The following is a 21886-nucleotide window of genomic DNA, read 5'->3' as shown; positions in this document are numbered from 1 at the left end:
CCGCCGAGATCGGCGGGGCAAGGCTTAGTGCCTTGTGTCAGGCCACAGGCACCGGCGGTGTTGGTAAAATCAGTTCATCTCGGCCCGGATCTGCTGACGCAACACGTCAATCGGCACCGTTTTGCCGTCGCGTTTAAAGCACCAGTAGGTCCAGCCGTTACAGGACGGCGCGTTTTCCAGCTGCGCCCCCACTTGATGGATCGAGCCCTTGACGTTGTTGCCCACCAGCGTGCCGTCGGCACGGACTTTGGCCTTGTGGCGCTGGTTCATGGAATACAGTTCTTCACCCGGGCGCAGCATCCCACGTTCAACCAGTTGGCCGAAGGGCACGCGCGGCTCGGCACGTTTGCTGGCGCTGACCTCCAGCGCCTCACGGTCGAACTTACGGACCTTCGAGATGCGCTTTTCAGCGACCTTGCGATAGCTTTCCTCGCGCTCGATGCCGATGAATTCGCGGCCCAGCATCTTGGCAACTGCACCTGTGGTTCCGGTACCGAAGAACGGATCAAGGATCACGTCGCCCGGATTGGTCGAGCCGATCAGCACACGGTGCAACAGCGATTCCGGTTTCTGCGTCGGATGCGCCTTGTCGCCGTTTTCATCCTTCAGGCGCTCGTGCCCGGTGCAGATCGGCAGCACCCAGTCACTGCGCATCTGAACGCCCTCGTTCAGCGCCTTTAGGGCTTCATAGTTGAACGTGTACTTTGCCCCTTCGCGTTTCGACGCCCAGATCATCGTCTCATGCGCGTTGGTAAAGCGTTTGCCGCGGAAGTTCGGCATCGGATTGGATTTGCGCCACACGACGTCGTTTAGAATCCAATAGCCCGCGTCCTGCAGGGCCGAACCCACACGGAAGATATTGTGGTAAGATCCAATCACCCAGATCGCGCCATTTGGCTTAAGCAGACGACGCGCTGCCTTCAGCCATTCGCGGGTGAATTGGTCATAAACGGCAAAGCTGGAGAATTGATCCCAATGATCGTCAACCGCATCTACCTGGCTGTTATCGGGGCGGTGCAATTGACCCTTCAACTGAAGATTATAGGGCGGATCCGCAAAAATCAGGTCCACCGACGCCTCGGGCAGACTGTTCATCACATCGATGCAGTCCCCGGATAGAATCGTGTTTAAAGGGAGCGCTTTTGCGCCCTTTTTAGTGGTTGTTGTCATTTGTACTGCCTCAAGTATCCACGGCGCTTTTGCGCTCATTTGGTTGAGACAAGGATGAGTCAAAGTCGATTCGCCGTCAATTTCTTTTTTGAATCAGCGACTTACGATTTACTCTTGATACAAGATATTGTGTACCGGCTTGAAGGAACGTCTATGGTGTGGGGTCACACCAAGATTTTGCAGCGCGTCCTTGTGTTGTTTCGACGGATAACCGGCGTTTGTCTCCCATCCGTAGCCCGGATGCTGTTGCGCCAAATCCACCATCAGTTGATCGCGCCAGTTTTTGGCGACGATCGAAGCCGCCGCAATCGACACAGAATGCGCATCGCCTTTGACCACCGCCCTCGCGGGGATCGTCAGGCCTCGTGGAATCATGTTCCCATCGATCAGCAGGTAATCAGGCGGCGGGTCCAGCGCTGCCACCGCGCGCTCCATCGCCAGATGTGAGGCCCGCAAGATATTGTGTTCGTCAATCTCGGCCACTGACGCCTCGGCAATTGCGATCTCGGCCTTCTCACGCAGGGCTGCCTCTAACGCGGCGCGCCGTTTCGCCGTCAGCTTTTTGGAATCGTTCAGCCCGTCAGGAATATCACTGGGGTTCAGAACCACGGCTGCGGCTACCACCGGTCCGGCCAGCGGTCCGCGCCCAACCTCGTCGACACCTGCGATCCGCAGAAATCCACGCGCCGCTGCGGCATTCTCAATTTCATAATCCGGAGTCGTCATACCCCCGGAAAACCGCGTTTTGCCACCCACCGCAAGAAAAAAGGAGAGAGCAGCTTGCGCCGCCCTCCCCCGCACAGCGCTTCTGTGGCGCCGCTCCTGCTCGAAAACCGTTACTTGTAACTAACGCGGTATCCTTTCTGGCGCAGACAACCGGGGTGGTATGCCCGCTTGACCTTTTTGCCATTCCAGAACCTGACCTTGCACTGGTTAGGCAGGCTATTGCTGTATTTGTAATGCTTGCCCAGACAGGTCTGCCCCAACAGTCGTTGATTGGGCGAATACCCTTTGAACGTGCGCAAGCATCGTTGCGGCAGGCTGTAACGCGCAACACGCGGAGGCAGCGGGCGTACGTGATGTGGCCGGTGCTTTGGCCGGGTGTGTACGTGTTTCTGGGGCGCCTTATATATGTGATTGTAGTTGTGCGTCACGTTGTTCTTTTTGCTCTTGTCGTCGAAATGCTTCACAGCGGCGCCAATCAGCGCAATGGCTGCAAGCCCGCCAAGAATATCCTCGACATCCGCGGCCCGCGCCTGAGACGCGGAAATACCGGTGATGGCAACTGCCGAGGCCACGATCAGGGCAATGAATTTCTTATGCATGGTGCTTGTCCTTCAGTAGTCTTGAGGTGACCCGGTGGCGGGCCGTGTGCTGATGACCCGACACTGGCCGCGCCTCGTTCAGACAGGCAATAACGGGCCGGTGTTATCCGATATCAGGCCCGCGAAACCCCTTAGGTTATTGAATATCGTGCCAACACATGCGCAGGATGCGGCCTATGAAACAGATCCTCTCTTCTCTGGCCCTGTTGGCCCTGATATCGCTTGGCACCACCGCTTCGGCGGCCGATTGCTATGCCGACTACAAGGCCAAGCAGGACAATCCACTGCGCCTGCATTATGGCGTCATGCAGGTATCGGCTTGCGGTAAAGGGCAGGCTAAAAAAGAAGTCGCCCAACGCCTCAAGGGGTCGGGCTGGACCCTGCTGAACGTCATGTCCGTGTTCGGGCCGGAAGGGTTGGATAAAAGGAAGGTCAATGCCGGAAAATTCTATCTCCGTTACTGAGGCCCGCCGATCTGGTGTCAGACTGGTCGGCGCGGGCATCGCGGCGATCGTGGTGATTCTGGTAACAGCGGCCATCTTTTTATTCTGGACCCTGCCCGATGCGAACGCATTCAACGCCCGGGTCGAACGATTGTTCATCGAAAGCGATCTAACCTCGCAAACTGAAATCCGCTTGCTTGAGATATTGGCGCAATCGGGCACCGCTTTTGCCGATACACTGTCCAGCTACCGAATGGTGATTTTCGTGTTGCTGGTTTTTGCCACTGCTATGTTGGTAACGGCGCTGGTGTTTCTGGTAATGCTGGTGTTGTTGAACCGGCGAATGGCACAGATCGAACGCACCGGCATTCAGGTCACCTCGCTGTTGATCAGCCGCGAGGAAAATACCGTCTATCTGAACAACATGGATTTCAAACTGACCCCCGCGGCAATGGAGACCTTGTCGGTGCTGGCCGAATCCCGGCTGGACGACGAGGTCCTGTCCGGCGTCCAGATCGAGTCGATGATTTCGGGCAAAGACACCGCCGATTGTGACGAGGCCGCAGGTGCCACACGGATCAAACGGCTGCGCGATGCCTTGGGCAATCAGATGGTCAGTGAGTTGCTGGTCAAGAATATCGCCAAAAAAGGCTATATGCTGTCGATCGAAAAAGATGTGATTCAGATGGTCTGACTTTGCCGCATCCCACAAGGTATGTGTGATAAAATGCCAGTTATCCCCCTTGGAATGCTTGCCCCAAAGGCCCATCCTATTACCAAGCGGGTCAGGGAAACTGATGATGAACGTCCATACCACACCGCCGACCAAAGGCTATGGGATATCGGTCGAATCGCTGAAAGGTCGGATCGCGATCTATCGGGATGACACCCTGTTGGCCGAAAGCACCGACGCGAAAGTCATGTATGAAACGCGGCTGCCGGCCACAATTTACGTCCCGCGCGCAGATGTCTGTGTCGATCTTGGTGCAGAAACCGAGTTGCAGACGTTTTGCCCATTCAAGGGAACGGCGACCTATCACGATGTCATTCTGAATGGGCAACGGCTGACCAACTCAGTCTGGGCCTATGAAGAAGCACTGCCTGAAAGCGCCGCCATTCAGGGCTATGTCGGGTTTATGCCATCGACCTATACACGGGTCGACTTGGGCGAAAACCAACTGCGAGATACCGAGGATGGCAATATCAGCGGCCCTCTGATTGATTGGCTGATGCGTGGTGCATCCAACCTCAGCACGCCGGAAGCCTTCACCAAGGCGTTGGCCGAAAAGATGTTGGAACACGGCATCGCCATTCAACGGCTCAGCATTCTGGCCTGGTCTCTGCATCCGCTGATCGCAGGCAAGCATTATATCTGGGAAAAAGGTAAGGCCGAGATTTCTACTAACGTGCCCACGTATGAAATCCACGATCACCCGGCCTATATCAACAGCCCCCTGCGTCACGTCTCGAACGGGCTGGGCGGTGTGCGCCAGCGGTTGAACGACGAAAACCCCCAAAACAGCTTCCCGATTATGGAGGACCTGCGGGCCAAGGGTGCCACCGATTACGTCGCCATGCCATTGCCGTTCTCGGACGGGCGGACAAATGTCCTGACCCTGACCTGCGATCATCCTGATGGGTTTACAACAGAAAACCTCGGGTTGGTGTTCGAGTGCTCATCTGTCATTGCCCGCTTTTACGAAGTTTTCATGCAGCGCGAGAACGCACAGGTGTTGCTTGAGACTTATGTCGGCAAACGCTCGGGCGCGCGGGTGCTGGGCGGTGAAATCCGGCGCGGCGACGGGGATGAGATTGATGCGGCCATTATGTTCTGCGACCTGCGCAATTCGACCAGCCTGGAAGAGCAGCTTGGCCGTACCGCCTATATCAACGTGCTGAACGACTTTTTCGAAACCGTGTCCGATATCGTGCATAACAATGGCGGCGAAGTATTGAAGTTCATCGGTGACGCTGTTCTGGCAGTCTTTCCCGAGGGTGAAGATTCCATGGTCGCGCGCCGAAACGCGCAACGCTCAGCCGTTGAAATTGTCGAAAAACTTGGTGAGTTGCGCCAATCTGGCTCAGACGTTCATTGCGATTGCTCGATCGGGGTTGCCTATGGTCGGGTCACATATGGCAATGTCGGATCGCGCGAACGGCTGGATTTCACAGTCATCGGACAGGCCGCAAATGTCGCGGCCCGGTTGGGGGAATACAGCAAAACGATCGGTCAGCGCATTGTCGTCTCGGCCGATATTCAGCCTGCATGCGCGGATGCTTTGTCATTGGGCGAGGTCAAGCTGCACAATGTGTCCCAGCCAGTGACCGCATTTGCACTCAGAACTTCGGCGGATGCCGTGTTGAACGCCTGAATTTTCGAATAGTTATCTGTGTCGCGCCCAGGTTACGCCCCCAGCAAAATCAGCGCCGTTTGAGCAGGGGAAATCGTGTTTTGCAGCTGTGCAATCTGGCTGCGTGCAAGATATTGGTCTGTCAGCCGGGCCACCGACGCCTCGTCGGTAAATTGGGCCAGATCGTCTGATCCAGTCAGGCCCGACAATCTATCCTTGAAAACCTCAAGCTGCCTGTCGATGTCCAACTGCGCGAAACTTGATGGCAGCCCCAGCGCCGTCTCCATCATGCTTCGCAGCGGCGGTTGCCCCATCAGGTCGAACCACTTAGTGTCCGAATTGCTGTCCTGCGCGGCCAGATCCGCCAAGGTATGTTGCGTATAAAGCGATATGCGCATCGTCTCATCGCTCTCACCCACAGCGATTTCGAACCGAGACACGACATTGTCCTGCGCAATTGCTTCCATAAAGGTGGTCAAACCCGTTCTGCGCACCTCGCCCGGACCTAGGCCGAAGGCTTCGGAAAACTCCCGATACCGCTTATCGGCCAGACGGTTGGACAATGCATCCTCGGCGCTTGTCCCATCGGACAGAATTTTCTGGATGAAATAGCGATTGTTGATGTCATCCTCTAGCCCGAAGGCGCCCAGCGCCACTTGCAGCAACCGCCTATCCGAAACCAATTCCTCAGCCGTCTGTACCTTGCCGATATTGCTCAGAAAGTACTTTGTCTCTCGTTCATTGACTGGCGAGGCCGAAAAGCTTTCGAGCTGCGTATCATAGGTACGCTGCAAAAAACGCCAGCCGACAATACCATCAGAGGGGATGACAGGCCGGAATGTCATTGCTGATACGCCATCAACCGTTCTTCACGCGGCAACAGCGCCCGCAGGGATTTCAGGCATTTGTAATACTGTTCGGCCAGTAAAGCCTCAGTAGCTTCGGACAGAACACGACGACTGTCGGCATCGGTGAAGACCTGGCTCAACTCTTCAACCCGCCGCAAAAGCTGTTGCCGCGCCCGCTCAGGCTCCATATCGCCGGACAAGACAAGCTGGGCGGCATAACACACCCGCCGCACCGGGGTAGTCACCTCATCCGGATGAATGGCATCCCGCAGGCGCAGGACATTTGCGTCCGGCGTCATGATTGAAAAGCGGCTGCGGCGATCTCCGTTTTCGACAACCACGCCGTTTATCAGCACCCTCTCTTTCGGTGCCAGTTTCAGAACCAGCCCCCCCATCAGGTAGCACCCATCTGACGCAGGCCGCGCAGGACGGCCATATTGATCTCAAGCAGCGGCTCAACGGTCGCCTTATTGCCCAGAACCTGACTGCTGTGTTGCTCGGTGAATTCTGCCAGATAGAAGATTCGCGCGCGCAATTCATTGGGCAGCGCGTTGTCCGAGTCGGACACGCCAGCTGCCAGAACGGTCCACAAGCGACGATTTTCGTGTAGCGCGTGAACGAACCCTCCGAAATCGGTTTTGCGTCGGGCCGCCGCAACCTTGAGCCGATGCGTGATCTTCGAAATCGCCTCGTACTCGGTATCGCGCGGGGTGCGGGTCGGGGCGGTCTGCGCGTAGGCACGTTGTGCAAGAGTTTGCGGTGTCACTTGAAATCCTTCCAATAGGCCGTCTTTTGGCGATCAGAGTCGGGGCGCGTCTGGGCGCCCCGACCAGGTTCCGAAAATTAACGGAACAGCGACAGGATCGACTGCGGCGCCTGATTGGCAATCGACAGCGATTGAGTGGCCAGCTGCTGCTGAACCTGAAGAGCTTGCAGACGAGCCGAGGTCTCTTCCATATCGGCGTCAACCATCGAACCGATGCCGGACTTGAACGAGTCGGTCAGTTTGGAAACGAAATCCTGCTGTGTTTCGATACGGCCCTGCGCCGAACCAAAGGCTGCCGCTGCATCAATCGACGTGTCGATCAGTGTTTCTATGGTGCCCAGCGCGGCTGCCGCGCCTGCATCTGTCGAAACGTCAATCGAGCTGAGTGCGCCAAGCCCACCGGAACCAGCATTAGTGAATTGAGCCGACACGGTAATGTCCTGATCCGCATCCGCACCAGCCGTTGCCGTACCTGTAGTAAAGGACAGGGTGTTCGGCGATCCCGAGTCATAGTCGACTGCGACACCTGTGATGCCCAGCGCATCAACCTGGTTCTTGAGGCCAACAGCAACAAGAGCATCTGTATATGCATCGTCATAGGTTCCAGAGGGATCCAGATCGCTGGCTTGAATGGTGTACGACACATCCTGATCACCGACTCGGATCGAGACACTATCACCGACTTCAAAGTTGTCAGTCGAGCTGTCGATCACAATGTCACCTGACCCGCCGGCTTTATCCATGGTAAAGCCTGCAACATCATTGTCAGTGGTCGCGCCTCCCGAACCTGCAAGTACGCCTTTGGCAGTATAACCGCCAATGGACAGGTCCTGACTTGCAACCGAAATCGACGACGAATTCACTGCACCAGTGCTATCCCGATCAAGTGAGGACAAGATCGAAGCAGTACCGGCCGAGCCGTCCACAAGGTTAAGCCCGTTGAACTGTGCCGCACCAACAACCGACGCAATCTGATCCCGCAGAGCGGTCACATCATCGTTGATCTTGCCGCGGTCAACGTTGTCCTCCTGCGCGGCGACGATTTTCTCTTTCATCTGCGTCAACAGATCGGTCACGGTTTCCGACGCGTTCCGCGCCACCGCAACGGTCGATTCACCCAGCGCGAGACTGTCTTTGATCGCGTTGAAGCCCTTGACGTCCGACTCCATGACTTTGGAGATTGCCCAGACGGCCGAGTTGTCCTTGGCAGTTGCGACGTCCTTACCGGTCGAGATCGCGTTCTGGGTCATCTCCAGATTCTTGTTGACCGATTTCAGGGTTTGCAGCGCCACCATTGCGCCGTTGTTTGTCAGAATGCTGGACATAGCTTTCTTCCTTTTCCGTTCGGGCCCTTTGCGCCCATGCTTACCCCGCACCACATGCGGGCTTTGACGTCTTTCTGATCAATGCGATCCGCCGTCGGGCTGTTCGCGCCACCTGTTGTTTCAGATGCCCGGCCACCTTTGCCCCTGATCCCCTAACGGAATGCTAAAGCCCCTCACTGAGAAAATTCGGATTTGAATCAAACCCGCTCCTATGCCCGTTTTTCCAGTTTCGCATTGCGACGCACGGCGTATCCGTTGCGCTGCCCGTCCGCTCCGTAGGTGCTGAACTCCTGCCGAACGCGCCGCAATTCGGCCATACGGCTGGCAACGGCCCGAATCCCTTCGGCGGCACTGTTCAAAAGCGCCTGGTTCCGTTCGACTTTCTGCTGCAGGCGAATCAATTCGGCGCTGTCCAAAACCTGCAATTCATTGATCGCGCCGATCAGCTTTTCCTTTTCCGGTGCCATATGGCTCAGCCGGTCCAGATCCCCGTCGACAAGCGCGGATCGCTCAAGATCCAGCACTTCCTCAAGGGATCGGATCAGGTCGGTTTCAGAATTGGTTGGCATCAGTTTTCTCCATCATGGACTGGAACAAAATTTCGGACAGGCCAATGCCGCCGGATGCGGCCATCGCGCGCGCCTGATGTTGCACGAGGAAGGACGAAAACTGATCTTCGCCCGCACCGCCGCCAAAAGATTCGCTGGCCTTGCCCAACCCAGAAGATTTGAGCATTTCCGCCAGAAACGCGGCCTCCAACTCGACCGCCGCAGCCTGCAATTTCTCGACCGTGGTGAGGGGCTGAGCAGTAGGAAGGGTTGTGGAAATCTTCATCACTTTCTCCGAAATTTGCATCGAACTTTCTTGATCAAAGGCGAAAGCAGTTAAAATAAACGTAACCTCCTGCGGGCAGATTTCCGTTCACACAAACGGAGTCGGAGCAAAATGCCCAACCCACTTTCAGCACTGTTGTCTTCGTCGGGCACCGCCGCGAAACCCGATTCAACACCGCAAGAACCTCGTGCGTCCAAAGGGGCCGCGTCCTTTCAAATGGTCATGGATCAAGAGGCCGATCCGCAGTCAGCCGAGCCCGATCTCACCGACCTTTTGGTTCAGGACCCAGACACGGTGTCAGAGGTGGACGACATCGCAGCAAACGTTGAAATTCCGGATGTTTCCGATACCCCCGAGGATCAGCCGCCTGCCGAATTGCATGCGGCTGTGCCGGAAGTTTTTCCGGCTCCGGTTGCCAAGACGTTGGCTGAAAAACCAACCATGACGTCATCAACTATTGAGGCGGAGACTGAAACGGTAGACGAGACGCACCCGCCCCCTCAAAAAGCCGACAGGTTGCAACCCGCGGCGGGCCCTGCTCGGAGTGCGGTATCTCCAGCCGTTCAAGCCATGCTTTTCGGTACAGTTTCGCCAAGAAGAACGCCCCAGGCGGCCACCAATCCGCCAAGCTTTCCCGCCGGGTTTGTAACACCGAACATGCTCCCGAAAGAGAGGTTGGATCATTCGCCCATCATCCGACCCGACCTGGGCGGACCAAGTGTCCCCGCGACGCCACAGGTGGCGCGATCGCAAGCGGTGGTGCCTGATCGGGCGCCAACACTTGTACAAATGCAGCTTTTGGCCACGGATCAAACCAACACGCAGACCGAGCTTCAGACCTTTCCCGAAATCGAAGAGATATCGACCACCAGAGAGACCCCGGCATTGTCCTCTGCCCGAGATTCGGCACCATTAACACAGACCATGACATCGACGGCGCGCGCTGAAACGGCACGCGCGGTTGCCAATCAAATGGCAACCATTGTTTCGACCCGTGGACAGCAAGGCACAATCGAGGTCGCGTTAAACCCCGAAGAACTGGGACGCGTTTCGATAGTCTTTAATGGTCGCGAGGATGGTCTGCACGTAACAATCTCGGCGGAACGGCCGGAAACACTGGATATGATGCGCCGTCACATCTCGGTGCTGGAGGCCGAATTCCAGAACTTTGGGCTGGGCGACCTGTCCTTTGATCTGGGCACCTCTGCAGACGCACAGCAGGATAGGTCTGACTCGGGCGACGGCACCCGGCTTGCGGAAACGCAGGACGAGCCTGTCACCGAGGCAGGTCCCGCCATTCCGAAACTAGGCCCCGACGGCCGGATCGACATGAGGCTTTGAGCATGATCACCCCAACCCAATCGACGACGCAAGCCAATACCCAGGCCCAATCAGCATCTCAGTCACAGGCAACCTCGATCGCGTCGGATTTCGACACTTTCCTGTTGCTGATGACAACCCAGGCGCAAAATCAGGACCCGTTGGAGCCGATGGATTCGACCGAGTACGCCTCGCAATTGGCGCAATTTTCGATGGTTGAACAACAAGTTCAGAGCAACGAGCTTTTGTCCGAACTGGCGCTGTCTCTGGGCGGTATAAAGCTGGAGGATCTTGCCAATTGGGTCGGTATGGATGTCCAGACCACCGCAGCGTTCCACTTTGATGGCGAGCCTGTGACCCTGTCCGCGCAGGCTGAACCGGCGGCAGACAGTGCGATGATGGTGATCCGGGACAGTGACGGCACCGAGATCGAAAGGATTTCCGTACCGGTGACCGAGACCGAATTTGACTGGGCCGGGACAACAAGCGATGGCAACCCTTTGCCGACCGGCAGCTATTCAGCCACGCTGGAAAGCTATGACGGGGAACAGTTGCTTTCGGTCCAGCCTGTCTCAACCTACAGTCAGGTGGTCGAGGCACAGGTTGGCGAGGATGCTGTCGTGCTGACGCTGGAAAGCGGGCAAGTGGTTCCGGCGGGGATGGTGACCGGGGTCCGAACCGGAACTTGATCTGCAGGGCGGGACAGGCCAAACCAGTGCAAACTGCGACTCGTTTTTTTTGGTGAACCCACTGCCCGCCCCGACACTCCCCCCTTTGGATCTTGTTGATGACCTGCGTCACCGAAGGCTGATCGCACCTGATGCACAGTTTCAAACCCTGTATGGCGGTCGGACCAATAAGGTCTGGAAAGTGCTGGAAGAGAACGGCGGCAAGGTTTTGAAACTGTACCGAACAGGGTTGCGCAATCCATTGTTTCGCAACGATGCCGAGTTGGAAGCGCAGTGCCTAACCGCGTTGGAGCCGACCGGGTTTGCCCCGCGTCTGCGCGCGGCGGGTCAACATCAAAACGGTCGATGGGTGTTTTACGATCACGCGCCGGGTACGCCCTGGCGTAAGGACACAACCGACGTTGCCCTATTGCTCGGCAAACTACATGGGCTGGATGTGTCGGTTCCGGCGCCCCGCGGATGCAATGGCAGTGCGGATCTGGCCCGGCACGGCCAGAGCATCCTTGACGGATGCACCTCAGCCATGCGGCACCAATTGGAACAGCTAAAACCTGACGAACAGGTACAACCGACCCAACAGACTTGCCTGATACACGGCGACCCGGTTGCGGGGAACATTCTGGTTGCGCCATCCGGGCTGACCCTAATCGACTGGCAATGCCCGGCGCAGGGCGATCCGTGCGAAGACATTGCACTGTTTGTGTCGCCCGCCATGCAGCACCTGTACCGGGGGTCAGCTTTGACACCTGAGGAAGAAAATCAGTTTCTGTCCTCGTACAGACGCGCAGACATCGTGAACCGGTTCAAATCGCTGCGTCGTTGGTATGCCTGGCGGATGGCGGCCTATTGTTTGTGGCGGATAGAAAACGGGTCACCGGACTATGCCACGGGGTTGGAACTAGAACGCGCGGTGCTAGAGCGGTCATAAGTCCAATAGCCCCATCATGGCATAGGCCGGCGGCATCAATGCGCGCCGCCAGCGTCCCAGCGGAAACCGCGCCGGGACACGTGTTATGGGTTCAGGTAGCCCGGTCTCTTGCTGCAAAACCATCCGGGCCAGCGCCCGTCCGCAATAGGTCCCCATCGCCACCCCGTTACCGTGATAGGCAAACCCGGCGAACATCCCCGGTTGATCCGTCACGGGACCCACAAACGGCGTTAACCCTCGCGACAGGCAGACCATACCGGACCACATATGGGTGACATCGACCGACGCCCATTCCGGGAACATCTGCCTGAAATCGTTCAGAGCCTTCCGGCGAATGGCCGCCTCAGCCTGCGGAGACGCGCGCAACCCGCCGCGCATTCCGAACAGAAACCGTCGGTCGGGCATCAGGCGGAAATAATGCAGCAAATGGCGGGTATCGTAAGACATCTGGTCAGATGTCCAACCCTGAGCTTGCAAGTCAGCGTCGGACAAGGGGCGCGTCACCAGAACCGTGGATTGGACAGGCATATACCGGCCAGCCAGCCAGGTCGGCACGTCCTCGCTGGAGTAACCATTGGTGCAGATGAGAACGTTTGCGGCGCTGATCCGACCCGAGGCTGCCTCCAAGTCAAAGCCAGATTGCGTCTTCCGAATTGTCTGCACCGCACTGTTCTGAAACAGCTTGGCCCCAAGTGTCTGCGCCATTTGCGCCAAACCGAACAGGTATTTTCTGGGGTTCAGTGCAAACCCGACCGGGTTGGTGTACCCGCCATAAAACCGACCACCAAACCCAAGTCCGGGAAGATCATCTGGGGCGTGCAAAGTGCCCGTGGCCTCGGCCCGTTTGCTCAGCCTTTCCATCGCACGGGGGGTGTGGGCCAGTTGGGTTTCACCCTGTGAATGCACATCCGCATCTATGGCATTGGTTTTCAGCAGATCAGCGACAAGGTGAACCGCGTCCATTTCAGCTTGATCATAACTGTGTGCGGCCGCCTCACCGAATTGGCGGACCATTGCGCTGTAGCTCAGTTTTGATCCGCCCAGACAGCAAAAGCCACCATTGCGCCCCGAGGCGCCCCAACCAGGTGTCTGGGCCTCAAGCACCGCAACCGAAACACACGCGTTTGCCAGATGCAGCGCCGCTGACAGCCCGGTGAAACCGCCACCAACAATAGCGACGTCTACCTTCTGTTCACCGTTGAGAACCGGCCAGTCGGGGCTGGCAATCGTTTCGTCCCACCAGCAGTTGGTCCGGGGGCCGGGCCCATAGGTGTAATCCGGGAACAGCCGCTTCATTCGGTACGCGCAGCAGCCATTTCATCCTGCTTTTGCCGCACCATCGCGCGTTTTGTGACCAATGATGCGGTGATAACGCCCACCGTCACAATCGCGATCATGATCGTGGACAATGCGTTGATCTCGGGGCTGACACCCAGGCGCACGGCCGAAAAGATCTTGATCGGCAGGGTTGTCGCCGACGGCCCAGAAGTGAACGACGCAATCACCAGATCATCCAGCGACAGAGTGAAGGCCAGCAACCAACCCGAGATCACCGCAGGCGCGATAATTGGCAAAGTCACCAGCCGGAACGCCTGAGCGGGTGAACAGCCCAAATCCAGCGCAGCCTCTTCCAAAGATTTATCGAAGGTCACTAGGCGTGAAGACACGACGACCGAGACGAAACACATCGAAAAGGTCGTATGCGCCAGAACGATGGTCAGGATACCCCGATCCAACCCGATGCCGATGAACAGCAACAGCAGCGACAGCCCGGTGATAACCTCGGGCATCACCAGCGGCGCGTAGATCATGCCGGAAAACAGCGTGCGACCAAAGAACCGCCCACCACGCACCAACACATAGGCCGCGGCGGTACCCAAGATTGTCGCCAATGTGGATGAGAATACCGCGACGCGCACGGTCACCCAGGCTGCATCCAGAAAGGCCTCGTTCTGGATCACTTCGCCATACCATTTGGTCGAGAACCCGGCCCAGACTGTCACCAGCTTGCTCTCATTGAAGCTGAAGATGATCAGGATGATCATCGGGATATAGAGGAACGCAAATCCCAGCGTCAGGGACACCGCGTTGAACCAGCTTAGCCTGTTCATTGCTCGGCCTCCGTCTGCTTTTGCTGGTTGCGCTGGAACAGCACAATCGGGACGACAAGGATCAGCAGCAGTACCACCGCCACGGCGCTGGCCACCGGCCAGTCGCGGTTCGAGAAGAACTCTTCCCACAGCACCTTGCCGATCATCAATGTGCCCGAGCCGCCCAGCAATGATGGGATCACGAACTCACCAATCACCGGGATCATCACCAGAAAACATCCAGCGATGATGCCAGGGCGCGACAGCGGAACAGTCACCAGCCAAAAGGCCTGCAGGCGTGAGCAGCCCAGATCCTCAGCCGCTTCGATCAGGGACCCGTCCATACGCTCCAGTGACGAATAAACCGGCAGGATCATGAACGGCAGATACGTGTAGACGATGCCGATATAGACCGCCCATTGCGTGTTCAGAATGGTCAGCGGGGTCGATATGATGCCCAACCACAGCAGAAACTGGTTCAGATAGCCTTCGTTCGACAAAATCCCCATCCACGCGTAAACGCGGATCAGGAACGAGGTCCAGAACGGCAAGATCACCAGCATCATCAGCGTGGGCCGCCACTCGACCGGCGCGCGGGCCATGCCGTAGGCAATCGGATAGCCCACCAACAGCGTCAGAAAAGTCGAGATCACCGCGATTTTGACGCTGGACAGGTAGGCTTTCCAATACAGGTCATCCTCGGTCAGCCAGACGAAGTTTTCGAAATCCAGCTGGCTGAAGAACTCTTTGATCCCGGCCCAGCCCTGCGACAGGTCCAGTGTTGGCGTGTAGGGCGGAATGGCCAGTTCGGTATCCGACAACGAGATCTTCAGAACGATGAAGAACGGCACCAGAAACAGCGCCAGCAGCCAGACATAGGGAACGGCAATTAGAAACGCGCGGCGCATCAGCTGGCCAGCAGAACCGCGGCCGTCGCTGTCCAAGACAGCCAGACCGGGTCTTCCCAGGTGAACGACCGGCGCGAGATTCGACGGGTATTGGCCGTCTGCGCCTTGATGATCGTGCCGTTTGCAAGCTCGACATGATAGGTAGACAGGTTGCCCAGATAGGCGATGTCATGCACCTTGCCCTGCACCGCGTTGATCGCATCTGCCGGACGATCCGCCGAGATCGTCACTTTTTCGGGCCGGATCGCCAGATGGCAGGTCTGACCGCTAGAAAACCCATTTGCTGAGGTTGCCGTCAGCGGTGCCTGCCCCTCGGCCCAGTCGATCTGATAGGAGTCTTCACCGTTGGCGGACGCCCGGCCCTCGATGATGTTCACATCCCCGATGAAATCCGCAACATAGACCGAGTTCGGGTTTTCATAGATGCGATCCGGCGTTTCCACCTGCATCAACTTGCCCTGATCCATCACGGCGACACGGCTGGCGACGGTCATCGCCTCTTCCTGATCATGGGTCACGATCACAAAGGTGGTGCCGGTCTTTTCCTGAATGTCCATCAGTTCAAACTGCGTGTCCTGCCGCAGTTTCTTGTCCAACGCGCCCAGCGGTTCATCCAGCAACAGCAGCTTTGGTGCCTTGGCCAGCGACCGCGCCAGCGCCACACGCTGACGTTGCCCACCCGAGATCTGATGCGGCTTGCGGCGGGCAAATTGTTCCAGTCGGGTCAGGCGCAGCATCTCTTCGACACGCTCTTCCAAGTCATGCTTGGGCATGTTGTCCCGGCGCAGGCCGAAGGCAATATTGTCCCAGATACTGAGGTGCGGGAACAGTGCGTAGGACTGGAACATCATGTTCACCGCCCGCTTGTTCGGCGGGATCGGGTCGATGTCCTGACCGCCCAACATGATGTGCCCTTCGGTCGGCGTTTCGAACCCCGCCAGCATCCGCATCATGGTGGTCTTGCCGCAGCCCGAAGGCCCCAGCAAAGCAAAGAATTCTTTTTCGAAGATATCCAGAGACAGGTTGTCGATGGCCGTGAATTCACCAAACCGTTTGGTGACATTCCGGAACTGGATCAAAGGTTTCGCCTGTGGATCATTCCACGGCTCAAAGACGTCAGAGTTCAAAACGGCCCCCATGCATCAATCTGGGAAATGGCACAGGGCGGGCCAATCCGCCCTGTGCAGATAACCGGTCAGGTGCCCGATTTGATCTTGGTCCACAGACGGGTCACCACCCGTTGTGTTTTCGACGGGTATGGCGTCGTGATGTAGAGATTCTGCATGGTAGCATCATCAGGATAGATCGCCGGATCACCGATCACGTCTTCTACAAGAAACTCCTGTGACGCCTTGTTGCCATTGGCATAGTAAACGTAGTTCGATGCAGCGGCCATGTTATTGGCATCCAGAATAAAATCCAGGAACTTGTGTGCACCTTCTGGGTTCGGAGCATCCGCCGGAATTGCCATCTGGTCGAACCACATCAACGAGCCTTCGGCAAATGGGTGGTATTCAATGTTGACACCGTTGTCAGCCTCTGCTGCGCGATCGCGTGCCTGAAGAATATCGCCCGACCAGCCGACGGCTACGCATATATCTCCATTGGCCAATGCGTTGATATATTCCGAACTATGGAACTTTTGGATGTGAGGGCGGACGCTAGTCAGAACCTCTTCGACTTTCTTGATGACGTCAGGATCGTGGCTATCAGGATCTTCGCCTATGTACTGCAAAGCCATTGGTATCATCTCGGCTGGCGCGTCCAGGAAGTGCACCCCACAAGAGGCCAGCTTTTTCATGTTCTCAGGCTTCAGCACCAGATCCATGCTATTGAGGGCGACGTCATCACCCAGCACTTCTTTGACTTTGTCGACATTCACGCCGAGTCCAGTGGTGCCCCACATGTAGTTTATCGAATACGCGTTGCTGGGATCATAACCCGCGGTACGTTCCTGGATTACGTCCCACAGGTTGCCCGCGTTGGATAGTTTGGACGAATCCAACTCCTGAAATGCACCAGCCTGTATCTGGCGCTGAAGGAATGTTCCGGACGGCACCACAACGTCATACCCCGAACCACCGGCCAACATCTTGGTTTCAAGAACCTCATTGCTGTCGAACACATCATAGATCAGCGTCAGGCCGGTTTCTTCCTCGAACTTGGACAGCAGTTCCTCATCGATATAGTCGGACCAGTTGTAAACACGCACCTCTTCGGCAAAGGCCGCCGAAGTCCCCAGCGCGATGACCGCTGTCATGGTCAGCGTTTTGATTGTCATTTTCTTCTCCCTGCAAGTGTACGGGTATAATCCCGTTTTTTTGGATTTGATCAAGTTTTGCGTTTTCCCCCGATCCCGCGTATGGTTTCACGAGGCCTGAAACCTGGCAAGACATCATCACTGGAAACGGGGCAAACCAATTGGATTTGATCAAAAATAAGGCATCCAGCGCGAAGGTAGAGACCGAAAAACGACCCGCGCACGAACAGGTCTATCAAACCCTCAAAGCGCAGATCATGTTCGGCGACTTGGTGCCGGGACAGCCCGTCACGATACAGGGGCTGACTGATTCGCTGGGGGTAGGAATGACCCCCGTGCGTGAGGCGATTCGCCGCTTGATCTCGGATGGCGCGCTGGTGTTTCAGGGCAACCGCAGGGTCAGTGTACCGCTGTTGTCGGCGGGAGATGTTGAACAGATGATATTTGCCAGAATTTCAATAGAATCAGAGCTTTCAAGCCGCGCGGCTGCGAATATGAACAGCGCGGATATCGAAAACCTTGAACGGATCGATCAGCGGCTTGACCGCACAATCGCAGACGGCGACGTCAGCGGTTATCTGCATCTGAACCACACGTTTCACGAAACCCTCTATTCCTTTGCTGACGCCCCAATTCTGCTTGATCTGACCGAGCGGCTCTGGCTGAGATTCGGGCCGTCTCTGCGTGTGGTCTGTGGCCGTTTCGGCACGCAAAGTCTGCCGGACCGGCATAAGGACATTATCACCGCGCTGCGCGCAAAAGATGCGAAAATGGCAGCAAAAGCCACGGCTCAGGATATCGAACAGGGGATGGAACTGATGGCCGACGCCCTGACCGACGGCTAGAAATTGGCGATTCGATTGACAGGGAAAAATTTGATCATATTGTAAATGCCAACCGCTTTTGCAGGAGACGTCCGGATGTCCACTATCACCAATCACATGCCCACCGCTGAATTGCAGGCGCTGGATGCTGCCCATCACATGCACCCGTTCTCGGCCAATAGTTCGCTTGGCCAGGAAGGCGCCCGCGTCATCACCCGCGCCAATGGCGTCTATCTGACCGACAGCGAGGGCGAAGAGATTCTGGACGCCATGGCCGGTCTGTGGTGCGTCAATATCGGCTATGGTCGCGATGAACTGGCCGAGGTCGCCGCCCGCCAGATGCGCGAGCTGCCGTATTACAACACCTTCTTCAAAACGACCCATGTGCCTGTCATCGCGCTCGCCGCGAAGCTGGCAGAACTGGCGCCGGGCGATCTGAACCACGTCTTCTTCGCCGGTGGCGGATCCGAGGCGAATGACACCAACATCCGTCTGGTGCGCACCTATTGGGCCGAAAAAGGCCAGCCCGATAAAAACATCATCATTAGCCGCCACAACGCCTATCACGGCTCGTCCGTGGGGTCCGCGTCTCTCGGGGGCATGGCCGGGATGCACGCGCAGGGCGGCATTCCGATCCCCAACATCCACCACATTAACCAACCGAACTGGTGGGCCGAAGGCGGCACCATGACCCCCGAGGAATTCGGCCTAGCCCGCGCGCGCGAGTTGGAAGACGCCATTCTGGAGCTGGGCGAAGACCGCGTTGCCGCCTTTATCGCCGAACCCGTGCAAGGTGCGGGCGGCGTGATCGTGGCACCCGACAGCTACTGGCCCGAGATTCAGCGGATCTGCGATAAATACGATATCCTACTGATCGCGGATGAGGTGATTTGCGGATTTGGCCGCACGGGCAACTGGTTCGGCTCAGAAACCGTAGGTATCCGACCGGATATCATGACCATCGCCAAGGGGCTCAGCTCGGGCTATGCGCCCATCGGGGGGTCCATCGTCAGTGATGAGATCGCCAAGGTCATCGGCGGCACCGAGTTCAACCATGGCTACACCTATTCCGGCCACCCGGTCGCGGCTGCCGTTGCGCTGGAAAATCTGCGCATCCTCGAAGAGGAGAAGATCGTCGAACACGTCCGCGACGTGGCCGCGCCCTATTTGAAAGAGAAATGGGAGGCGCTGGCCGATCACCCGCTGGTCGGTGAGGCCAAAATCGTCGGCATGATGGCCTCGATCGCGCTGACGCCAGACAAGGCCAGCCGCGCCAAATTCGCCTCGGACCCCGGCACGGTCGGCTATATCTGCCGCGACCGCTGCTTTGCCAACAACCTGATCATGCGCCATGTGGGTGACCGGATGATCATCTCACCCCCGCTGATCCTGACCCCTGCGGATATCGACGAGATGTTCGTGCGGATTTACAAGTCGCTGGATGAGGCACATGCCGAAATCATCGCGCAGGGCTTGATGAAGGTGGCGGCATAGGTCGGCGTTCAGAGTAACTACGAAACGCAAGGGGCGGTTGGATTAACAACCGCCCTTAGCTTTGAAGATCCGAGTCTTGCTCTGCCTCATTAGGTTATATGTGACAGAGCTAAATTTCGTCCGGAGAATAGACACTCCGGCTCCAGCTATCATCGTACTCTCCCAAAACTCGGGACAACCCCAATAGTGACACAAAAAGTCGTGCGTAAAAATCCCGCGACATGAGTGGCTCGTTTTCATCCAGCAACTGAACAAGTTTGGCGACTTCGGTAGCAAAGACATCATAGACCTCTTTGTCCGTGGACGTTGGATCCAACGTCCAGATGTCGTGTTTGTCATAGTACTGCGCTGGTTGTGGTGTGTCTTCGGTCATAGTGCGGCCTCATCATTTGAGGCACACTTGGGATTGATGAAGCTACCGGCAATATACGTGGCGGGTAGTCACAACAAAATGGCGGCCGAGACCATAAGATTCAGACTAAGACACCTCAGTGACGTTAGTGTTTGAAGCCGCCCTTGCATATTCAAGCTGACGAAATCATCCGGCAGTAAATTCGGCACAGTTGGTACGTTCGTACGACGCCGGTCGTGTTTGGCTCGGTTCGCCTGTGTCTATACCCTGTGTATCAGTTCCAGCCTCTGTCAGGCGAGCTAGCAGTTTTCAGCGCTAAGCAAAGCTCAGCACACGAGCATTGCAACCGCATCGCGCGGGAATATAAAAATTGTCGCGCGATAAAAAACTTGATTTGATGCATCTTAGATTCAAATATATGAATGCGGTCCAGTTTTTTATTACCTCTACTGGCGTCGCGACCCGCTAAACTGCTGGGTCCACCTCCCGTCTATCGTAGTGAGTGCCGGTAGTCGGGAGGTTACTCATCCCATAAAGCCAAAAACTGAGAGAATGTCCGCACCACGCACCTAAACACTGTACAGGACCCGTTCGTTATCACCGCAACCGCTCTAATAGTTTCAAACTGGCATATCCATCCGGGAGCAGCCCCTGCGCCAACTGATACGCGCGGACGGCGTCGGTCGTGTTTGGTCCGGTGCGCCCGTCGATGCCCTGCGTATCAAAGCCAGCCTCAGTCAGGCGGGATTGAAGTTCCTTTTTCTCGGTGAAACTCAGCACCCGGTCACCGCGCGGCCAGTTGGCTTGAAACGGCGCTTGGCCGGCCAGACGGTCGGACAGATGGCCGATACCGATCACATAGGCGTCGGCACCGTTGTATTTCTCGATCACGCCGAAATTGTCGAAGATCATCAGCGCCACGCCCTGCCCTCCGGCGGGCAATAGAATGGCCGCCTGTCCGTAATCCGGCACCGGCGTACCATTGCGACCCAACACGCCGCGCGCGGCCCAGTCAGAGGGCATCAATGTATAACCCCGTTTGGCCACGGCATAGTCGAACCCTTGCGGCAAACGTACTTCGACACCCCAAGGCTGACCCTTGGTCCAGCCGTGCCGCGCTAGGTAGGCGGCGGCAGAGGCCAGCGCATCGGTCGGGTCCTCGGACCAGATATCGCGCCGCCCGTCGCCATCGAAATCCACCGCGTGATCCAGGTATGAGGTCGGCATGAACTGCGTGTGACCCATCGCACCCGCCCAGCTGCCGACCATATTCCCGGCACTGACATCCCCGGCCTGAACGATCCGCAAAGCCGCGATCAACTGAGTTTCAAAGAACTGCGCCCGCCGCGCGTCAAAGGCCAGAGTCGCCAGTGAACGGATGGTCTGATCACTGCCCCTAAACGTCCCGAACGAGGTCTCGAGCCCCCAGATCGCCGTTACAACCTCTTTCTCGACGCCATATTGCGCCTCGATCCGGGTCAGGGTCGCGTGATGGCGTTCCAGCCCGGCGCGACCGTTGCGGATTCGCGTGTCTGACACAGCGGCATCCAGATACTCCCAGATCGGTTTTGAAAACTCGGCCTGATTGCGATCCCGTTCGATGATTTTTTTGTCATAGGTCAGGCCCGCCAGCGCCCGGTCCAGCGTCGCGACTGAAATGCCCTGTTGTTCTGCCCGTTCGCGGAACGCCCCCAGCCACGCCTGAAACCGCGCGTTTCCTTCGGTCGACACCCGATACTCCTTAGCTGAAGGCCGCACGACCGGTCGGAGGGACACGGTTATATCAGCCGAGGCCAGCTGAAAGGTCTGTGACCTATCCGCTGAATTGTGGGATTCCGCCTGCACAATGGATGCCCATAATGCAGCGGCTATGATGCCACTTACGCATTTACGCATTCCGAAATTCCTGATTACTGCTCGCCCTCAGGATAGCGCAAAGTGAGAGATTCACAAAGCGCT

General features: G+C 57.0%; 24 protein-coding genes. 8 read left to right on the top strand and 16 right to left on the bottom strand.

The window, feature by feature from the left end:
- Positions 1-69: 69 nt before the first annotated feature.
- The 3 genes from GOX21_RS14940 to GOX21_RS14930 form a co-directional block, all read right to left on the bottom strand.
- Positions 70-1170 (bottom strand): site-specific DNA-methyltransferase, encoded by a 1101-nt coding sequence (locus tag GOX21_RS14940; RefSeq protein WP_170362369.1) that lies wholly within the window; start codon positions 1168-1170, stop codon positions 70-72.
- A gap of 108 nt (positions 1171-1278) precedes the next feature.
- Positions 1279-1896, bottom strand: a complete 618-nt coding sequence (locus GOX21_RS14935) for a ribonuclease HII (RefSeq protein WP_170378247.1) — start codon at positions 1894-1896, stop codon at positions 1279-1281.
- Positions 1897-2006: 110 nt separating this feature from the next.
- On the bottom strand, positions 2007-2495 hold the full coding sequence (locus tag GOX21_RS14930; RefSeq protein WP_170362371.1) for a hypothetical protein: 489 nt from the start codon (positions 2493-2495) through the stop codon (positions 2007-2009).
- A gap of 176 nt (positions 2496-2671) precedes the next feature.
- Between GOX21_RS14930 and GOX21_RS14925 the strand changes: the two genes are divergently transcribed.
- From GOX21_RS14925 to GOX21_RS14915, 3 genes are all read left to right on the top strand, one after another.
- Positions 2672-2959, top strand: coding sequence for a hypothetical protein (locus GOX21_RS14925; RefSeq protein WP_170351078.1), 288 nt, complete (start codon positions 2672-2674; stop codon positions 2957-2959).
- Positions 2931-3632 (top strand): winged helix-turn-helix domain-containing protein, encoded by a 702-nt coding sequence (locus GOX21_RS14920; protein WP_170351079.1) that lies wholly within the window; start codon positions 2931-2933, stop codon positions 3630-3632. Before GOX21_RS14925 ends, GOX21_RS14920 begins: the two co-directional genes overlap by 29 nt.
- A 106-nt stretch (positions 3633-3738) precedes the next feature.
- Entirely contained in the window at positions 3739-5310 is a 1572-nt protein-coding gene (locus GOX21_RS14915; RefSeq protein ID WP_170378244.1) for a DUF427 domain-containing protein, read from the top strand.
- Between the two features lie 32 nt (positions 5311-5342).
- Here the strand turns inward: GOX21_RS14915 and GOX21_RS14910 are convergent, their stop codons facing one another.
- From GOX21_RS14910 to GOX21_RS14885, 6 genes are all read right to left on the bottom strand, one after another.
- Entirely contained in the window at positions 5343-6134 is a 792-nt protein-coding gene (locus tag GOX21_RS14910; RefSeq protein ID WP_170378242.1) for a DUF1217 domain-containing protein, read from the bottom strand.
- Positions 6131-6532, bottom strand: a complete 402-nt coding sequence (gene flbT, locus GOX21_RS14905) for a flagellar biosynthesis repressor FlbT (RefSeq protein WP_170362374.1) — start codon at positions 6530-6532, stop codon at positions 6131-6133. The genes GOX21_RS14910 and flbT overlap by 4 nt, the downstream gene beginning before the upstream one ends.
- Positions 6532-6903, bottom strand: coding sequence for a flagellar biosynthesis regulator FlaF (flaF, locus tag GOX21_RS14900; protein WP_170378240.1), 372 nt, complete (start codon positions 6901-6903; stop codon positions 6532-6534). Before flaF ends, flbT begins: the two co-directional genes overlap by 1 nt.
- Positions 6904-6980: 77 nt before the next feature.
- Positions 6981-8228, bottom strand: a complete 1248-nt coding sequence (locus GOX21_RS14895; protein WP_170351083.1) for a flagellin — start codon at positions 8226-8228, stop codon at positions 6981-6983.
- Positions 8229-8437: 209 nt separating this feature from the next.
- Entirely contained in the window at positions 8438-8797 is a 360-nt protein-coding gene (locus GOX21_RS14890) for a flagellar biosynthesis protein FlgN (RefSeq protein ID WP_170362376.1), read from the bottom strand.
- Positions 8781-9062: a rod-binding protein gene (locus tag GOX21_RS14885; RefSeq protein WP_170378238.1), complete on the bottom strand. Its 282-nt coding sequence runs from the start codon at positions 9060-9062 to the stop codon at positions 8781-8783. Before GOX21_RS14885 ends, GOX21_RS14890 begins: the two co-directional genes overlap by 17 nt.
- A gap of 111 nt (positions 9063-9173) precedes the next feature.
- On the opposite strand from GOX21_RS14885, the gene GOX21_RS14880 reads away from it, so the two are divergent.
- From GOX21_RS14880 to GOX21_RS14870, 3 genes are all read left to right on the top strand, one after another.
- Positions 9174-10403, top strand: a complete 1230-nt coding sequence (locus GOX21_RS14880) for a flagellar hook-length control protein FliK (RefSeq protein ID WP_170378236.1) — start codon at positions 9174-9176, stop codon at positions 10401-10403.
- Positions 10404-10405: 2 nt separating this feature from the next.
- A complete protein-coding gene (locus GOX21_RS14875; RefSeq protein WP_170378234.1) occupies positions 10406-11071 on the top strand; it encodes a flagellar hook capping FlgD N-terminal domain-containing protein in 666 nt (221 codons plus the stop codon).
- 85 nt (positions 11072-11156) lie between these two features.
- A complete protein-coding gene (locus GOX21_RS14870) occupies positions 11157-11999 on the top strand; it encodes a phosphotransferase family protein (protein WP_254428566.1) in 843 nt (280 codons plus the stop codon).
- Here the strand turns inward: GOX21_RS14870 and GOX21_RS14865 are convergent.
- Genes GOX21_RS14865 through GOX21_RS14845 form a run of 5 tightly spaced genes read right to left on the bottom strand, consistent with a single transcriptional unit; the run spans position 11994 to position 17278 of the window.
- Positions 11994-13295, bottom strand: coding sequence for an NAD(P)/FAD-dependent oxidoreductase (locus tag GOX21_RS14865; RefSeq protein ID WP_170378232.1), 1302 nt, complete (start codon positions 13293-13295; stop codon positions 11994-11996). The two genes, GOX21_RS14870 and GOX21_RS14865, sit on opposite strands and share 6 nt — an antisense overlap.
- Entirely contained in the window at positions 13292-14110 is an 819-nt protein-coding gene (locus tag GOX21_RS14860; protein ID WP_170351089.1) for an ABC transporter permease, read from the bottom strand. The genes GOX21_RS14865 and GOX21_RS14860 overlap by 4 nt, the downstream gene beginning before the upstream one ends.
- Complete coding sequence (locus GOX21_RS14855; protein WP_170362382.1) at positions 14107-14997, bottom strand: ABC transporter permease subunit; 891 nt, start codon at positions 14995-14997, stop codon at positions 14107-14109. Before GOX21_RS14855 ends, GOX21_RS14860 begins: the two co-directional genes overlap by 4 nt.
- Positions 14997-16136 carry an ABC transporter ATP-binding protein gene (locus GOX21_RS14850; protein ID WP_170378229.1) on the bottom strand — a complete coding sequence of 380 codons (1140 nt, stop codon included), beginning with the start codon at positions 16134-16136 and terminating at the stop codon, positions 14997-14999. The genes GOX21_RS14855 and GOX21_RS14850 overlap by 1 nt, the downstream gene beginning before the upstream one ends.
- 56 nt (positions 16137-16192) lie before the next feature.
- A complete protein-coding gene (locus GOX21_RS14845) occupies positions 16193-17278 on the bottom strand; it encodes a polyamine ABC transporter substrate-binding protein (RefSeq protein WP_170378227.1) in 1086 nt (361 codons plus the stop codon).
- A gap of 140 nt (positions 17279-17418) precedes the next feature.
- Here GOX21_RS14845 and GOX21_RS14840 point away from each other — a divergent pair, with 140 nt between their 5' ends.
- Positions 17419-18102, top strand: a complete 684-nt coding sequence (locus GOX21_RS14840) for a GntR family transcriptional regulator (protein WP_170378225.1) — start codon at positions 17419-17421, stop codon at positions 18100-18102.
- A gap of 75 nt (positions 18103-18177) precedes the next feature.
- Positions 18178-19575 carry an aspartate aminotransferase family protein gene (locus GOX21_RS14835; protein WP_170378223.1) on the top strand — a complete coding sequence of 466 codons (1398 nt, stop codon included), beginning with the start codon at positions 18178-18180 and terminating at the stop codon, positions 19573-19575.
- 109 nt (positions 19576-19684) lie between these two features.
- On the opposite strand, the gene GOX21_RS14830 is transcribed toward GOX21_RS14835, so the two are convergent.
- Positions 19685-19948, bottom strand: a complete 264-nt coding sequence (locus GOX21_RS14830; protein WP_170378221.1) for a hypothetical protein — start codon at positions 19946-19948, stop codon at positions 19685-19687.
- 576 nt (positions 19949-20524) lie between these two features.
- Complete coding sequence (locus tag GOX21_RS14825) at positions 20525-21823, bottom strand: lytic murein transglycosylase (RefSeq protein WP_170378219.1); 1299 nt, start codon at positions 21821-21823, stop codon at positions 20525-20527.
- Positions 21824-21886 lie beyond the last annotated feature (63 nt).

Origin of the sequence: Ruegeria atlantica (genome assembly GCF_013032005.1) — a bacterium.
Lineage (GTDB): Bacteria > Pseudomonadota > Alphaproteobacteria > Rhodobacterales > Rhodobacteraceae > Ruegeria > Ruegeria atlantica_A.
The sequence above is the reverse complement of the archived record's forward strand: the minus strand, read 5'-3'. Positions and strand labels throughout refer to the sequence as shown.

Bases quoted from the DNA above. Each gene is read 5' to 3' on its own strand.
- GOX21_RS14920 (WP_170351079.1), top strand. From the start codon at position 2,931: ATGCCGGAAAATTCTATCTCCGTTACTGAGGCCCGCCGATCTGGTGTC.
- GOX21_RS14940 (WP_170362369.1), bottom strand. From the start codon at position 1,170: ATGACAACAACCACTAAAAAGGGCGCAAAAGCGCTCCCTTTAAACACG.
- GOX21_RS14910 (WP_170378242.1), bottom strand. From the start codon at position 6,134: ATGACATTCCGGCCTGTCATCCCCTCTGATGGTATTGTCGGCTGGCGT.
- GOX21_RS14865 (WP_170378232.1), bottom strand. From the start codon at position 13,295: ATGAAGCGGCTGTTCCCGGATTACACCTATGGGCCCGGCCCCCGGACC.
- GOX21_RS14875 (WP_170378234.1), top strand. From the start codon at position 10,406: ATGATCACCCCAACCCAATCGACGACGCAAGCCAATACCCAGGCCCAA.
- GOX21_RS14935 (WP_170378247.1), bottom strand. From the start codon at position 1,896: ATGACGACTCCGGATTATGAAATTGAGAATGCCGCAGCGGCGCGTGGA.
- GOX21_RS14860 (WP_170351089.1), bottom strand. From the start codon at position 14,110: ATGAACAGGCTAAGCTGGTTCAACGCGGTGTCCCTGACGCTGGGATTT.
- GOX21_RS14835 (WP_170378223.1), top strand. From the start codon at position 18,178: ATGTCCACTATCACCAATCACATGCCCACCGCTGAATTGCAGGCGCTG.
- GOX21_RS14850 (WP_170378229.1), bottom strand. From the start codon at position 16,136: ATGGGGGCCGTTTTGAACTCTGACGTCTTTGAGCCGTGGAATGATCCA.
- GOX21_RS14895 (WP_170351083.1), bottom strand. From the start codon at position 8,228: ATGTCCAGCATTCTGACAAACAACGGCGCAATGGTGGCGCTGCAAACC.
- GOX21_RS14855 (WP_170362382.1), bottom strand. From the start codon at position 14,997: ATGCGCCGCGCGTTTCTAATTGCCGTTCCCTATGTCTGGCTGCTGGCG.
- GOX21_RS14825 (WP_170378219.1), bottom strand. From the start codon at position 21,823: ATGCGTAAATGCGTAAGTGGCATCATAGCCGCTGCATTATGGGCATCC.
- GOX21_RS14925 (WP_170351078.1), top strand. From the start codon at position 2,672: ATGAAACAGATCCTCTCTTCTCTGGCCCTGTTGGCCCTGATATCGCTT.
- GOX21_RS14845 (WP_170378227.1), bottom strand. From the start codon at position 17,278: ATGACAATCAAAACGCTGACCATGACAGCGGTCATCGCGCTGGGGACT.
- GOX21_RS14930 (WP_170362371.1), bottom strand. From the start codon at position 2,495: ATGCATAAGAAATTCATTGCCCTGATCGTGGCCTCGGCAGTTGCCATC.
- flbT (WP_170362374.1), bottom strand. From the start codon at position 6,532: ATGGGGGGGCTGGTTCTGAAACTGGCACCGAAAGAGAGGGTGCTGATA.
- GOX21_RS14915 (WP_170378244.1), top strand. From the start codon at position 3,739: ATGAACGTCCATACCACACCGCCGACCAAAGGCTATGGGATATCGGTC.
- GOX21_RS14885 (WP_170378238.1), bottom strand. From the start codon at position 9,062: ATGAAGATTTCCACAACCCTTCCTACTGCTCAGCCCCTCACCACGGTC.
- GOX21_RS14890 (WP_170362376.1), bottom strand. From the start codon at position 8,797: ATGCCAACCAATTCTGAAACCGACCTGATCCGATCCCTTGAGGAAGTG.
- GOX21_RS14880 (WP_170378236.1), top strand. From the start codon at position 9,174: ATGCCCAACCCACTTTCAGCACTGTTGTCTTCGTCGGGCACCGCCGCG.
- GOX21_RS14830 (WP_170378221.1), bottom strand. From the start codon at position 19,948: ATGACCGAAGACACACCACAACCAGCGCAGTACTATGACAAACACGAC.